Annotated in this window: 13 protein-coding genes; 8 read left to right on the top strand and 5 right to left on the bottom strand. The window is 56.8% G+C overall.

Annotation, left to right across the window (positions count from 1 at the left end):
- Window positions 1-37 precede the first annotated feature (37 nt).
- Genes fhuC through fhuB form a run of 3 tightly spaced genes read left to right on the top strand, consistent with a single transcriptional unit; the run spans window position 38 to window position 3,704 of the window.
- On the top strand, window positions 38-835 hold the full coding sequence (gene fhuC, locus IPZ49_RS20275; protein ID WP_022647093.1) for a Fe3+-hydroxamate ABC transporter ATP-binding protein FhuC: 798 nt from the start codon (window positions 38-40) through the stop codon (window positions 833-835).
- Window positions 835-1,725, top strand: coding sequence for a Fe(3+)-hydroxamate ABC transporter substrate-binding protein FhuD (gene fhuD, locus IPZ49_RS20280; protein ID WP_023299359.1), 891 nt, complete (start codon window positions 835-837; stop codon window positions 1,723-1,725). The genes fhuC and fhuD overlap by 1 nt, the downstream gene beginning before the upstream one ends.
- The gene (gene fhuB / locus IPZ49_RS20285; RefSeq protein WP_032625558.1) at window positions 1,722-3,704 is read left to right on the top strand and encodes a Fe(3+)-hydroxamate ABC transporter permease FhuB; all 1,983 of its coding nucleotides are present in this window, start codon (window positions 1,722-1,724) and stop codon (window positions 3,702-3,704) included. Before fhuD ends, fhuB begins: the two co-directional genes overlap by 4 nt.
- 93 nt (window positions 3,705-3,797) lie before the next feature.
- Here fhuB and hemL read toward each other — a convergent pair whose 3' ends face one another.
- Window positions 3,798-5,078 carry a glutamate-1-semialdehyde 2,1-aminomutase gene (gene hemL, locus IPZ49_RS20290; RefSeq protein WP_015572714.1) on the bottom strand — a complete coding sequence of 427 codons (1,281 nt, stop codon included), beginning with the start codon at window positions 5,076-5,078 and terminating at the stop codon, window positions 3,798-3,800.
- A gap of 177 nt (window positions 5,079-5,255) precedes the next feature.
- Between hemL and clcA the strand changes: the two genes are divergently transcribed.
- Window positions 5,256-6,656 carry a H(+)/Cl(-) exchange transporter ClcA gene (clcA, locus tag IPZ49_RS20295; RefSeq protein ID WP_038415375.1) on the top strand — a complete coding sequence of 467 codons (1,401 nt, stop codon included), beginning with the start codon at window positions 5,256-5,258 and terminating at the stop codon, window positions 6,654-6,656.
- Window positions 6,657-6,741: 85 nt separating this feature from the next.
- Complete coding sequence (erpA, locus tag IPZ49_RS20300; protein ID WP_003856230.1) at window positions 6,742-7,086, top strand: iron-sulfur cluster insertion protein ErpA; 345 nt, start codon at window positions 6,742-6,744, stop codon at window positions 7,084-7,086.
- 57 nt (window positions 7,087-7,143) lie between these two features.
- Here the strand turns inward: erpA and IPZ49_RS20305 are convergent, their stop codons facing one another.
- From IPZ49_RS20305 to mtnN, 3 genes are read right to left on the bottom strand one after another with little or no spacing between them, the layout of a single operon-like run.
- Window positions 7,144-7,767, bottom strand: coding sequence for a TRIC cation channel family protein (locus tag IPZ49_RS20305; protein WP_003856227.1), 624 nt, complete (start codon window positions 7,765-7,767; stop codon window positions 7,144-7,146).
- Between the two features lie 23 nt (window positions 7,768-7,790).
- Window positions 7,791-8,600 carry a vitamin B12 ABC transporter substrate-binding protein BtuF gene (gene btuF / locus IPZ49_RS20310; RefSeq protein WP_063146441.1) on the bottom strand — a complete coding sequence of 270 codons (810 nt, stop codon included), beginning with the start codon at window positions 8,598-8,600 and terminating at the stop codon, window positions 7,791-7,793.
- On the bottom strand, window positions 8,593-9,291 hold the full coding sequence (gene mtnN / locus IPZ49_RS20315) for a 5'-methylthioadenosine/S-adenosylhomocysteine nucleosidase (RefSeq protein WP_003856223.1): 699 nt from the start codon (window positions 9,289-9,291) through the stop codon (window positions 8,593-8,595). Before mtnN ends, btuF begins: the two co-directional genes overlap by 8 nt.
- Window positions 9,292-9,373: 82 nt before the next feature.
- On the opposite strand from mtnN, the gene dgt reads away from it, so the two are divergent.
- The 3 genes from dgt (at window position 9,374) to IPZ49_RS20330 (ending at window position 13,755) form a co-directional block, all read left to right on the top strand.
- A complete protein-coding gene (gene dgt / locus IPZ49_RS20320) occupies window positions 9,374-10,888 on the top strand; it encodes a dGTPase (protein ID WP_023299363.1) in 1,515 nt (504 codons plus the stop codon).
- 132 nt (window positions 10,889-11,020) lie between these two features.
- A complete protein-coding gene (gene degP / locus IPZ49_RS20325; RefSeq protein ID WP_023299364.1) occupies window positions 11,021-12,451 on the top strand; it encodes a serine endoprotease DegP in 1,431 nt (476 codons plus the stop codon).
- A gap of 146 nt (window positions 12,452-12,597) precedes the next feature.
- Window positions 12,598-13,755, top strand: coding sequence for a CdaR family transcriptional regulator (locus IPZ49_RS20330; RefSeq protein ID WP_003856217.1), 1,158 nt, complete (start codon window positions 12,598-12,600; stop codon window positions 13,753-13,755).
- An 89-nt stretch (window positions 13,756-13,844) separates the two neighbouring features.
- Here IPZ49_RS20330 and IPZ49_RS20335 read toward each other — a convergent pair whose 3' ends face one another.
- On the bottom strand, window positions 13,845-14,234 hold the full coding sequence (locus IPZ49_RS20335; RefSeq protein ID WP_022647102.1) for a DUF3461 family protein: 390 nt from the start codon (window positions 14,232-14,234) through the stop codon (window positions 13,845-13,847).
- Window positions 14,235-14,301 lie beyond the last annotated feature (67 nt).

Genomic DNA, 14,301 nt, shown 5'->3' on the forward strand with positions numbered 1-14,301 from the left:
ACGGTTCGCCGTGCCCTTTTTATTTAAGTTGGCTGACATGCAGGATACTAAAACGCAATCCGACTCCACCTTCACGCTCAACAATCTCTCCTTTCGCGTTCCCGGGCGCACCTTGCTGCATCCGCTCTCTTTGACGTTTCCCGCAGGTAAAGTGACCGGTTTAATCGGGCACAATGGTTCCGGTAAATCGACGCTGCTGAAGATGCTGGGCCGTCATCAGCCGCCGTCCGAGGGCGACATTCTGCTGGATGACCAGCCGCTGGCGAGCTGGAGCAGTAAGGCCTTTGCCCGCAAGGTGGCCTATCTGCCGCAGCAGTTGCCGCAGGCGGAGGGGATGACGGTGCGCGAGCTGGTGGCGATTGGACGTTATCCGTGGCACGGTGCGCTCGGGCGTTTTGGCGTCGCTGACAGAGAGAAAGTGGAAGAGGCGATCGCGCTGGTTGGGTTAAAACCGCTGGCGCACCGTCTGGTGGATAGCCTGTCCGGTGGCGAGCGTCAGCGCGCATGGATCGCGATGCTGGTAGCGCAGGACAGCCGCTGCCTGCTGCTCGACGAACCCACTTCAGCGCTGGATATTGCTCATCAGGTTGACGTCCTGGCGCTGGTGCATCGCTTAAGCCAGCAGCGCGGCCTGACGGTGATTGCCGTTCTGCATGATATCAACATGGCGGCACGCTACTGCGACTATCTGGTAGCGCTGCGCGGCGGTGAAATGATCGCTCAGGGTACGCCTGCCGAACTGATGCGCAGCGAAACGCTGGAACATATCTACGGTATTCCTATGGGCATTCTGCCTCACCCTGCCGGGGCTGCACCCGTGAGCTTTGTCTACTGATGCTGGATCCAACATTAATTAGCCGCCGTCGCCTGCTGACGGCCATGGCACTCTCACCGCTGCTGTTAAAGATGGGCCCGGCCCGCGCTGCCGCAGTCGATCCGCACCGCATCGTGGCGCTGGAGTGGTTGCCCGTCGAACTGATGATGGCGCTGGGCGTGACGCCTTACGGCGTGGCCGATATTCCTAACTACACCCTGTGGGTGAATGAGCCAAAACTGCCGGACTCCGTCATCGACATCGGTCTGCGTACGGAGCCGAACCTCGAGCTTCTCACCCAGATGAAACCGTCTTATTTATTCTGGTCTGCGGGGTATGGCCCGTCGGAAGAGACCATGGCGAAGATTGCGCCCGGACGGGGCTTTTCCTTTAGCGACGGTAAAAAGCCGCTGACCATGGCAAAAAATTCCATCCACGAGATGGCGCAGTTCCTCAACCGTGAGGCTGAGGCGAAAAAACATCTCAATGAATTTGATGCGCTGATTGATTCCCTTAAGCCGCGCTTTGCCCACCGTGGCGATCGGCCTTTGCTGATGGTGACCCTGCTGGATGCCCGCCATATGCTGGTCTTTGGAAATAACTGTCTGTTCCAGGAAGTACTCGACAGCTTTGGCATTCGCAATGCCTGGGAAGGCGAGATGACGTTCTGGGGCAGTACCGCCGTGGGGATTGACCGTCTGGCGGCGTTTCGTGATGTGGACGTGCTGTGCTTTGACCACGGCAATGAGCGCGAAATGCAAACCCTGATGGCGACTCCGCTCTGGCAGGCAATGCCGTTCGTCCGCGAGCAGCGCTTCCTGCGCGCGCCAGCGGTATGGTTCTACGGCGCGACGCTGTCGGCCATGCATTTTGCCCGCGTGCTGGACAATGCACTGGGAGGCAAGGCATGAGCACGCGTATGGCCCGTTTCCCGATGTTACTGTTAGCGCTCATTTTTCTGGCTGCCCTGGCATTAACCGGCTTTAACCTGACCACGGCGTTACCGCGCGATCAGTGGGCAGCCGCGTTTGCCGCACCGGATATCGACAATATTCAGCAAATGCTGTTCCACTACAGCCTGCTGCCGCGTCTGGCTATCTCCCTGCTGGTCGGGGCGGGACTGGGACTGGTGGGCGTACTGTTTCAGCAGGTGCTACGTAACCCGCTGGCGGAGCCAACCACGCTGGGCGTGGCGACGGGGGCTCAGCTGGGGATCACCATCACCACGCTCTGGACCCTGCCGGGAGCGTTAACCTCGCAGTTTGCCGCGCTGGCAGGCGCATGCGTGGTCGGTGCGCTGGTCTTTGGCGTAGCCTGGGGAAAACGTCTCTCGCCGGTCACGCTGATCCTCGCGGGGCTGGTCGTCAGCCTCTACTGTGGGGCGATCAACCAGCTGCTGGTGCTGTTTCACCACGATCAGCTGCAAAGCATGTTTATGTGGAGTACCGGCACGCTCACCCAGACCGACTGGAGTATCGTCCAGCGCCTGTGGCCGCAGCTGTTTGGCGGCGTGGTGCTGACGCTGCTGCTGCTGCGTCCGCTCACGCTGATGGGCCTCGATGACGGCGTGGCGCGCAATCTCGGGCTGGCGCTGTCGCTGGCCCGTCTGGCGGCCCTGACCCTGGCGATTGTGCTGAGCGCGTTACTGGTTAACGCCGTCGGCATCATCGGGTTTATCGGCCTGTTTGCGCCATTGCTGGCAAAAATGCTCGGCGCGCGCCGTCTGCTGGCGCGTCTGATGCTGGCGCCGCTGATTGGTGCGCTGATACTCTGGCTTTCCGATCAGCTCATTCTCTGGCTGGCGCGCGTCTGGATGGAAGTTTCCACGGGCTCGGTGACGGCCCTGATCGGCGCGCCGCTGCTGCTGTGGCTCTTGCCGCGCCTGCGCAGCATTAGCGCTCCGGCGATGGATGCCGGCGATAAAGTGCATGCCGAGCGTCAGTCGGTGGTGTGGTTCAGCCTTGCCGGGCTGGCAGTGCTGGTTATCGCCTCGTTTGCCGCACTCTCGCTGGGACGCGACGCCACGGGCTGGCACTGGGCAACGGGGGATTTGCTGCATGAACTCATGCAGTGGCGCTGGCCGCGGATTTTCTCCGCGCTGATTGCGGGCGTCATGCTGGCGGTGGCGGGCTGTATTATCCAGCGTCTCACCGGCAACCCGATGGCAAGCCCGGAAGTATTAGGGATCAGCTCCGGGGCCGCGTTTGGCGTAGTGTTGATGTTGTTCCTCGTACCGGGAAATGCGTTCGGCTGGCTGATGCCTGCCGGGAGTATCGGTGCGGCAGTCACGCTGATGATTATCCTGATCGCCTCCGGGCGAGGTGGTTTCTCACCTCACCGCATGCTGCTGGCCGGGATGGCGCTCAGCACCGCGTTTACTATGCTGCTGATGATGTTGCAGGCGAGCGGCGATCCGCGCATGGCGCAGATCCTGACATGGATTTCCGGTTCAACATACAACGCCACCGGCAGTCAGGTGGTGCATACCGGGATTGTGATGATCGTGCTGCTGGCGATTGTGCCGCTGTGCCGCCGCTGGATGACCATTCTGCCGCTGGGTGGGGATACCGCCCGCGCGGTCGGGGTGGCGCTGACGCCAACGCGCATTGCGCTGTTGCTGCTGGCCGCGTGCCTGACGGCGACGGCCACCATGACTATCGGCCCGCTCAGTTTTGTCGGATTAATGGCGCCGCATATCGCCCGTATGATGGGTTTCCGCAGGACTTTGCCGCATATCGTGATCTCTGCGCTGACGGGCGGGGCGATCCTGGTCTTTGCTGACTGGTGCGGAAGGATGGTGCTGTTCCCGTATCAGATCCCGGCGGGCCTCCTGTCGACCTTTATCGGCGCGCCTTACTTTATTTATCTGTTGAGAAAGCAGAGTCGGTAATAAAAGTAAACGGCAATCCTTAGATTGCCGTTTTAGTGTTTGCTCCCTCTCCCTGTGGGAGAGGGTTGGGGTGAGGGCATCAAGCCGCACATTTTACAGCTTCGCAAATACCTTACGCGCTGCGTCGATGGTGTTATTGATATCTTCTTCGCTGTGCGCCACGGACATAAAGCCCGCTTCAAACGCTGACGGGGCAAGATACACGCCTTCTTCCAGCATCAGGTGGAAGAAGCGTTTGAAGCGTTCCACGTCGCATTTCACCACGTCCTGATAGCAGGTCACGGTTTTCGCATCGGTGAAGAAAATCCCGAACATCCCGCCCACGTGGTTCACCACCAGTGGAATACCCGCATCTTCTGCGGCTTCCAGCAAACCGTTTGCCAGTTGCGTCGTCCGGTCCGTCAAGGTTTCGTGGATACCCGGCTGCGCCACTTCGGTCAGACAGGCAAAGCCCGCCGCCATCGCAATCGGGTTACCGGAGAGCGTACCCGCCTGGTAAACCGGACCGGTTGGCGCCAGCGCGTCCATGACGTCCTTACGTCCACCGAACGCGCCGACAGGCATGCCGCCGCCAATGATTTTGCCGAGGCAGGTCAGATCCGGCTCCACGCCATAATAAGACTGGGCACCCGCCAGCGCCACGCGGAAGCCGGTCATCACTTCGTCGATGATCAGCAGCGCGCCGAACTCATCACACAGGGCGCGCAGGCCCGGCAGGAAGTCAGGCTGCGGTGGGATACAGTTCATGTTGCCCGCAACTGGCTCAACGATGATGCAGGCGATCTCCTGCGGATACTGCTCGAACGCGGCGCGAACGGTGTTCAGATCGTTATAGGTGCAGGTCAACGTGTGTTTCGCGAAATCAGCCGGCACCCCCGGGGAGTTCGGCTGGCCGAGGGTCAGCGCGCCGGAACCGGCTTTCACCAGCAGACAGTCGGCATGGCCGTGATAACAACCTTCGAACTTGATGATCTTGTCACGGCCGGTAAAACCGCGCGCCAGACGGATAGCGCTCATGGTCGCTTCGGTACCGGAGTTCACCATACGCACCATGTCCATCGTTGGCACCAGTTCGGTGACCAGCTCCGCCATTTTGACTTCCATCTCGGTTGGCGCGCCGAAGCTCAGGCCGCGCTGAGCGGCTTCAATCACCGCATTGCGGATCGCCGGGTGGTTGTGGCCCAGTACCATCGGGCCCCAGGAGCCGACGTAATCGACATAGGCTTTACCATCCACATCATACAGATATGCGCCATCCGCACGTTCGATAAACAGCGGGGTGCCACCCACGCCGGTAAAGGCGCGCACGGGTGAGTTCACGCCGCCTGGGATTAGCTCGCGGGCTGCGCTGTAGAGGTTTTCAGACTTGCTCATGGCGTCGTTCCTGGTTCGTAGAAATGAGTTAAGGCAACTATTCTAAGTGATTCGGAAGAGGTTATAAAATTTTTGCCCCATAGAAGGCTTAACAATTGTTAAGTATTTTTCAGGGGACGAGGGGATTGTCTCTGGTAGAATCCCTGCGGCCTTTTGTATGACGAAACAGAACAGGTAATGAACGAGAACACGCCTTCTTTTGAACAACAACAGTTTACGCGCGCGAAGCACCGGGTCAGTATCCGGCGACTGCTCAACCGTGACAAAACCCCGTTAGCCATTCTGGTGGCAGCCGCCGTTGTGGGCACGCTGGCCGGGCTGGTAGGCGTCGCGTTTGAGAAAGCCGTCAATGCGGTGCTCAACTGGCGCATAGGTACCGTCGCCAGCTTTGCGGATCGTGAATGGCTGGTCTGGGTGTGGGCCTTTGGCCTTTCGGCCCTGTTTGCCATGGTGGGCTATTTTCTGGTGCGTAAATTCGCACCTGAAGCAGGCGGCTCGGGGATCCCTGAAATTGAGGGGGCGCTGGAAGAGCTACGCCCGGTTCGCTGGTGGCGCGTGCTTCCTGTGAAATTTATCGGCGGGATGGGAACGCTTGGGGCGGGCATGGTGCTCGGTCGGGAAGGACCAACGGTACAGCTGGGCGGTAACGTCGGACGCATGGTCGGCGATCTGTTCCGTATGCGCAGCGCCGAAGCGCGCCATACGCTGCTGGCAACGGGGGCGGCGGCCGGGCTGTCTGCCGCGTTTAACGCGCCGCTGGCGGGTATCCTGTTTATCATTGAAGAGATGCGCGCCCAGTTCCGCTACAACCTGATCTCCATTAAAGCGGTGTTTACCGGCGTGATTATGTCGAGCATTGTCTTTCGCGTCTTTAACGGCGAAGGGGCGGTGATTGAAGTTGGCAAGCTAACTAATGCGCCGGTCAATACTTTGTGGCTGTATCTGATTCTTGGGATGATTTTTGGCGTCGTTGGCCCGCTTTTTAACACCCTGATTTTACGGGTTCAGGATATGTTTCAGCGCATCCATGGCGGAAATACCACGAAATGGGTGCTGGTGGGGGGCCTGCTTGGTGGCGTGTGCGGGATCCTCGGTTTTATCGAACCGAATGCGGCGGGCGGCGGTTTCGGTCTGATTCCCATTGCCGCGGCGGGGAATTTCAGCGTAGGCCTGCTGCTGTTTATGTTTATTTCACGCGTCATCACCACGGTATTGTGCTTCTCCTCTGGTGCCCCGGGCGGCATTTTCGCCCCGATGCTGGCGCTGGGAACGCTGCTGGGTACGGCGTTCGGGATGGCGGCGGCGGCAGGCTTCCCGGCCTACCATCTGGATGCGGGAACGTTTGCGGTTGCGGGAATGGGGGCGCTGCTGGCGGCCTCCCTGCGTGCGCCGCTGACCGGGATCGTGCTGGTGCTGGAAATGACCGACAATTACCAGCTCATTTTGCCAATGATCATTACCTGCCTCGGCGCGACACTATTAGCCCAATTCCTGGGTGGAAAACCGCTATACTCGACCATTCTTGCCCGTACCCTGGCGAAACAGGAAGCTGAACAGGCCCTGAAGCAGAATACTTGAATGAATTACCAGGGTATTAGATAATGACAAAAAGAATTGGGTGATTTTTACCCAATAGCAGTCGCAGTATTCATGGGAGCATAAGATGAGTGATGACGTAGCGTTGCCGCTGGAATTTACCGAAGCAGCAGCGAAAAAAGTGAAAACCCTGATTGCCGACGAGGACAATCCGGATCTGAAACTGCGTGTTTATATTACCGGCGGCGGCTGTAGTGGCTTCCAGTATGGTTTTACCTTTGACGACCAGGTTAACGATGGTGATATGACTATCGAGAAACAGGGCGTCGCGCTGGTGGTTGATCCGATGAGCCTGCAATATCTGGTGGGCGGTTCAGTGGACTACACTGAAGGTCTGGAAGGTTCGCGCTTTGTGGTGACTAACCCGAATGCGACCAGCACCTGCGGGTGTGGTTCTTCATTCAGTATTTAACCTGAATGCAAATTGTAGGCCCGGTAAGCGAAGCGCCACCGGGCTTATAAACGATACCTATCTTGAATTTTCATCCAGTGCAAACGTCGGCAGCTTCAGGTGCCAGCGTATCGCCGCTAAACGGATCACCAGCGTTACCACCATCCCCAGCATCGCCGCGTTTTCCAGCGGGACAGCAAAGGTGTAATACGCCGTGGCGTGAACAATCCCCCCGATGATACAGGCCGTCGCGTAGATTTCCGTTCGCAGGATCATCGGGACTTCTCGCGCCAGAATGTCGCGAATAATCCCTCCGCCCACGCCGGTCAACACGCCCATACAGATCGCCACCAGCGGGCCAGTCCCGGCAATAAAGGCTTTATTCACGCCTATTCCCACAAAGACCGCCAGACCGACGGCATCCAGCACCGGCAATATCCATTTTGGTAGTCTGCGAGGCTGACGAACCAGCACGATGGTTAACAGGCAGGTGACCATCGCCACCACCAGATCCGTTGGATCTTTTACCCAGAATACCGGGCCGTTTGCCAGCGCCATATCGCGAATCGTTCCGCCGCCTACCGCCGTAACGACGCCGAGCACCAGTACGCCAAAAGGATCCATGCGTAGTTTTCCGGCAAGCAAAACGCCGGAGATAGCAAAAACGGCTGTGCCAAGAATATCCAGCCAATACACGAGCATCGTTAAATCCTCGAATAGGGTATTTATCTGTTTGAGTGACTCTCTGCCAGTTCGGCGCAGAGTTGTTTTGCGGCGAGGATAATACGCGGGCTGGCGCGTTCAAACCAGTCGCTGTTGAGTGCGATGACCGGAATTTTAAGCTGCCGATGCCAGAATTGTTCTATTTTAGGAATCTCGCTCGCATTTCCGACCACCACAATGGCCTGCGGTTGTCGCGCCAGAACCTGCTCACGACTGACCTGCGGCCAGGGGACCCGGCTTTCGGCAAAGATATTTTCACCTCCACAGATCTCAAGCACCTGGTTCTGGATCGAACCTTTCCCGGTAGTGAACAGCGGCTGGCTGCCAAATTGCAGAAAAACGCGTTGTTTCGGTTGCGTGCCGTATCGGGTTTTTAGCGCAGCATAGTCGTTGAGCATCTGCTGTGCAGCGTGCTCGGCGCGTTGGGGGGTAGGGCTGAAGGGCGCGAGGTCACGGAGGGTTTGCGCCACCTGTTCGATGCTCACCGCATCTACCCATTTTACCGTTATTCCCAGCGAAGAGAGCTGGTCCACCTGTCGTTCGGCATTACCGCCGCGCCAGGCAAGAACCAGATCGGGCTTCAGCGCCACGATGCGTTCCAGGTTCATTCCCTGCCAGGTGGCAACCTGTTCGAGATGGGCGGCCTGCGGTGGATAATCGGAAAAGCTGCTCACCGCAACGGGCGTAATCCCGGCGGCAAACGCCAGTTCCGTATTGGCAGGGGAGAGTGTGATCACCCGCGGCGCGGCGATGAGCCAGGCCGGGGCGAGCAGAAGCAGGGCGAACAGCGCCCTGAATGACACCTTACCCACGCGCCAGTTTCTGCACCAGGGTTTCCACCATCACGGTGGACTGTTTGGCCGCAACGGCCAGGAACTCGTCGAAGCTGATGTGGGACTGCTGGTCCGCCACGTCAGAGATCGCGCGAACGACCACGAACGGCACGCTGAAGTTATGACACACGTGCGCAATGGCCGTGGCTTCCATCTCAACGGCCACAGCCTGCGGGAAGTTATGACGGATTTTCGCCAGACCAACAGAGCCGTTGATAAAGGCATCGCCGCTGACGATCAGGCCACGCACCGCATTGAGGTTCAGCTCGTTAATGCAGCTTTCAGCGGCGGCAATCAGCTTATCATCCGCTTTAAACCCGGCCGGGCAGCCCGGAAGCTGACCATATTCGTAGCCGAATGCGGTGACGTCTGCATCGTGGTAACGCGCTTCGTCGGAAACCACGATATCGCCCACTTTCAGCGTCGGCGCCAGACCGCCCGCAGAACCTGTATTAATGATAACGTCAGGCTTGCAGCGCTCAAGCAGCAGGGTCGCGCCCAGTGCCGCTGCAACTTTACCGATGCCTGATTTCAGCAGAGCCACGTCAACGCCGTTCAGCTGGCCGGTGTAGATCTCACAGCCACCGAGGGAGAGGGTCTGACGGTTCTCAATTTTGTCACGCAGCAGCGTAACTTCTTCTTCCATTGCACCAATAATGCCGATTTTCATAGATTTACTCGCGATGTGCCTTGTTAAGATGCATAGTCTATCATGCGGTTAAGGGGAAACGCATTCTCACGCGGGGGAGCACATGGCACCAATCGATTTTCGCACCAAAATTAACTGGCACCGACGTTTCCGTTCGCCACAGGGCGATAAGAGCGAACATGAGATCCTGCGCATTTTTGAAAGCGATCGCGGACGCATCATCAATTCGCCCGCCATCCGCCGGTTACAGCAAAAAACCCAGGTGTTCCCGCTGGAGCGTAACGCCGCGGTGCGTACGCGGTTAACGCACTCCATGGAAGTGCAGCAGGTGGGGCGCTACATTGCAAAAGAGATCCTCAGCCGTCTTAAAGAGCAACGTCTGCTGGAAACCTACGGGCTGGATGAACTGACCGGGCCGTTCGAAAGCATCGTTGAGATGGCCTGCCTGATGCACGATATCGGCAATCCTCCCTTTGGTCATTTCGGCGAGGCCGCCATCAATGACTGGTTTAAACAGCGGCTTTTTCCCTCTGACGCCATAAGCCAGCCGCTCAGCGATGACCGCTGTGTGGTACGCGATTTACGCCTGCGTGAGGGCGAAGATAGCCTGAACGATCTGCGCCGCAAGGTGCGTCAGGATCTGTGTCATTTCGAAGGTAACGCGCAGGGGATCCGTCTGGTGCACTCCCTGATGCGCATGAATCTGACCTGGGCGCAGGTGGGCTGTATTCTCAAATACACGCGTCCCGCGTGGTGGATGGGGGAAACGCCTGCCACCCATAGCTACCTGATGAAAAAACCGGGCTATTACCTGTCGGAAGAAGCGTACATTGAACGGTTGCGTAAAGAACTTTCGCTAACGCCGAATGGCCGTTTTCCATTGACGTGGATTATGGAAGCGGCTGATGACATTTCTTATTGCGTGGCCGATCTGGAAGACGCAGTGGAAAAAAGAATATTCAGCGTCGAGGAGCTGTATCAGCATCTTCACGATGCCTGGGGAGAGCATGAAAAAGGTTCTCTGTTTGCACAGGTCGTCGAGAATGCCTGGGATAAATCGCGTTCAAATTCGCTGAGCCGCAGTACCGAAGATCAGTTCTTTATGTATTTGCGGGTCAATACGCTGAATAAACTGGTGCCGTATGCGGCCGCCCGTTTCATTGATAATTTGCCGATGATATTTAGCGGGGAATTTAATCACGCCCTGCTGGAAGATGAGAGCAGTTTTAGTCAGCTGCTTGAATTATATAAAAACGTGGCTGTTCGCCATGTTTTCAGCCACCCGGATGTCGAACAGCTGGAGCTGCAAGGATACCGGGTTATCAGCGGGTTGCTGGAAATTTATGGCCCGCTGCTCCAGCTGACGGTCGATGAGTTTTGCGAGCTGGTCGAAAATGAACGTGTTCGCCGCCTGCCGATTGAATCTCGTCTCTATCAGAAGCTTTCAACCCGTCACCGGCTGGCATACATTGAGGCCGTCAGTAAAATAGATCGTCATTCTTCCCAATGGCCAGTCATGGAATATTATTATCGCTGTCGTCTTATCCAGGACTATATCAGCGGGATGACAGATTTGTATGCCTGGGATGAATACCGCAAGCTTATGGCCGTTGAATAAGCCATGAGTTTTGTAAAGACGACCAATAAATTTTTACTTTTTCCATAAACTTAATCCCGGAACTAAGCGGTATAAAACGAATCTGAGTTACACAGCAATTTTGCGTTATCTGGTAAATCGAGATTGAGAAACATGAAAAAAACCACATTAGCAATGAGTGCACTGGCTCTGAGTTTAGGTTTAGCGTTGTCCCCTCTGGCGACGGCGGCCGAGACAGCTTCCTCGGCAGCGACTGCGCAGCAGATGCCAAGCCTGGCCCCGATGCTCGAAAAAGTGATGCCATCGGTGGTGAGTATTAACGTTGAGGGCAGCACAACCGTCAATACGCCGCGTATGCCGCGTAATTTCCAGCAGTTCTTCGGCGACAATTCGCCATTCTGCCAGGACGGTTCGCCATTCCAGAGCTCCCCGTTCTGTCAGGGCGGCGCAGGGGATGACGGTCAGGGCGGCGGCCAGCAGCAGAAATTCATGGCACTCGGCTCGGGCGTTATTATTGATGCAGCGAAAGGCTACGTGGTGACCAATAACCACGTGGTAGATAATGCTAACACCATTAAGGTTCAGATGAGCGATGGCCGTAAATTCGATGCCAAAGTGGTCGGTAAAGACCCGCGCTCCGATATCGCGCTGATTCAAATTCAGGATCCGAAGAACCTGACGGCGATTAAGCTTGCCGACTCTGACGCGCTGCGCGTGGGTGACTACACTGTCGCCATCGGTAACCCGTTTGGTCTGGGCGAAACCGTGACCTCGGGTATCGTCTCCGCGCTGGGACGTAGCGGCCTGAATGCGGAAAACTATGAAAACTTCATCCAGACGGATGCGGCCATTAACCGCGGTAACTCCGGCGGTGCGCTGGTTAACCTGAACGGTGAACTGATCGGTATCAACACCGCTATCCTGGCACCGGACGGTGGCAACATCGGTATCGGCTTTGCTATCCCGAGCAACATGGTGAAAAACCTGACTGCGCAGATGGTGCAATATGGACAGGTGAAACGCGGTGAGCTGGGTATCATGGGGACCGAGCTGAACTCCGAGCTGGCGAAAGCGATGAAAGTGGACGCTCAGCGCGGCGCATTCGTGAGCCAGGTCATGCCGAACTCTTCAGCGGCGAAAGCCGGCATTAAAGCGGGTGACGTGATCACCTCTCTGAACGGTAAACCGATCAGCAGCTTTGCCGCCCTGCGTGCGGAAGTGGGTTCTATGCCAATCGGCAGTAAAGTGACCCTCGGCCTGCTGCGTGAAGGTAAGCCAGTTAACGTGAGCCTGGAACTGCAACAGAGCAGTCAGAATCAGGTGGATTCCAGCACCATCTTCAGCGGTATTGAAGGTGCTGAGATGAGCAACAAAGGGGCAGATAAAGGCGTGGTGGTGAACAACGTGAAAGCGAACTCACCTGCTGCCCGTATCGGCCTGAAAAAAGGTGATGTGATCATGGGCGCTAACCAGCAGCCGGTGAAAAACATCGCTGAACTGCGCAAAATTCTCGACAGCAAGCCGTCCGTGCTGGCACTGAATATTCAGCGTGGTGATACCTCTATTTATCTCCTGATGCAGTAATCTTCTTAAGCCCCTGTTCGCAGGGGCTTTCTCTTTTCTGTGACCTTTCCCACAACTCCATACATCTCTCTCTGCCTTTGGGCATCTGCACAATGCAGCCTTAGCTGAACTTCCCTATGCTTGAGCTCTGCTCACGGGAGGGTTATATGGCTGGCTGGCATCTTGATACCAAAATGGCGCAGGATATCGTGGCGCGCACCATGCGAATCATCGATACCAATATCAACGTAATGGACGCCCGAGGGCGCATTATCGGCAGCGGCGATCGTGAGCGTATTGGTGAATTGCACGAAGGGGCGTTGCTGGTGCTCTCTCAGGGGCGCGTGGTCGACATTGATGACGCCGTGGCGAAACATCTGCACGGGGTCCGTCAGGGGATCAACCTGCCGCTGCGTCTGGAAGGAGAGATTGTTGGCGTTATCGGTCTGACCGGCGATCCTGAATCGCTGCGTAAATACGGCGAGCTGGTCTGCATGACGGCGGAGATGATGCTGGAGCAGTCGCGTCTGATGCACCTGCTCGCCCAGGACAGCCGCCTGCGTGAAGAGCTGGTGATGAATTTGATCCAGGCGGAGGAGCACACGCCTGCCCTGAGCGAGTGGGCGCAGCGTCTGGGTATCGACCTGAATCAGCCGCGCGTGGTCGCCGTTATTGAGGTGGATAGCGGCCAGCTTGGCGTGGACAGCGCCATGGTGGAGCTACAGCAGCTGCAAAATATGCTGGCGACGCCGGAGCGTAACAACCTGGTGGCAATCGTCTCTTTGACGGAAATGGTGGTGCTCAAGCCTGCGCTTAATCAGTTTGGCCGCTGGGACGCGGAAGATCATCGTCGCCGCGTTGAGCTGCTCATCGAGCGCATGAAGGAGAACGGACAGCTCCGTTTTCGCGTCGCGCTGGGAAATTACTTTACCGGGCCGGGAAGTATCGCCCGTTCATGGCGAACGGCGCGCACCACCATGATGGTGGGTAAACAGCGCATGCCGGAGAGCCGCAGTTATTTCTATCAGGATCTGATGCTGCCGGTCCTGCTCGACAGTTTGCGCGGTGGCTGGCAGGCCAACGAGCTGGCGCGCCCGCTTGTGCGTCTGAAAGCGATGGACAACAACGGGCTGCTGCGCCGCACGTTGCAGGCGTGGTTCCGGCATAACGTGCAGCCGCTGGCAACGTCAAAAGCGCTGTTTATTCACCGTAATACGCTGGAGTATAGGTTAAACCGGATCTCGGAACTGACGGGGCTGGATTTAGGGAATTTTGACGACCGGCTACTGCTGTATGTGGCGTTGCAGCTGGATGAACAAAGATGATGCTTTTTGCCGGGTGGCGGCTTCGCTTTACCCTGACTACATGCGTTCGTAGGCCCGGTAAGCGAAGCGCCACCGGGCAATAAAACGGCTCATTTGTTACGCGTCAATTTCTCAAGATCAGCTTCAATTTCGCTGATCTTATGGGTAACAACACTTTCCAGGTGACGCAGGTCGTCAAGGATCTTACGTTTCAGATCGACTTCGCTGCGATCGCGCTGGCAGATTTGATCGAGTTCGTCGATAACGTAGCGCAGGTTAGGGCTGATTTCCTGTACTTCTTTATATCCCTGACCGATACCGTCAGCGACAACGGTCTTACGCTGGCGTGGGTATTTAAATTTCACGCTTTTGGCGAAGAACTCTCCTTTGTCCTTGTGAAAATAGATTTTCAAAATATCGTTATTGGCTTCCTGGCGGAGACTATAACGATCAATTTCATCAGGATTGGTAATGCCCAGACTTTTCAGATTATCGTACATAGCGGTACCCTTGATCTCAACATAACCTATGAATAATTAACGAAAAAATCTATTTTCGCCACCTTCG

The organism is Enterobacter cloacae complex sp. S2 (genome assembly GCF_015159675.1).
GTDB classification, from domain to species: Bacteria; Pseudomonadota; Gammaproteobacteria; order Enterobacterales; family Enterobacteriaceae; genus Enterobacter; species Enterobacter intestinihominis.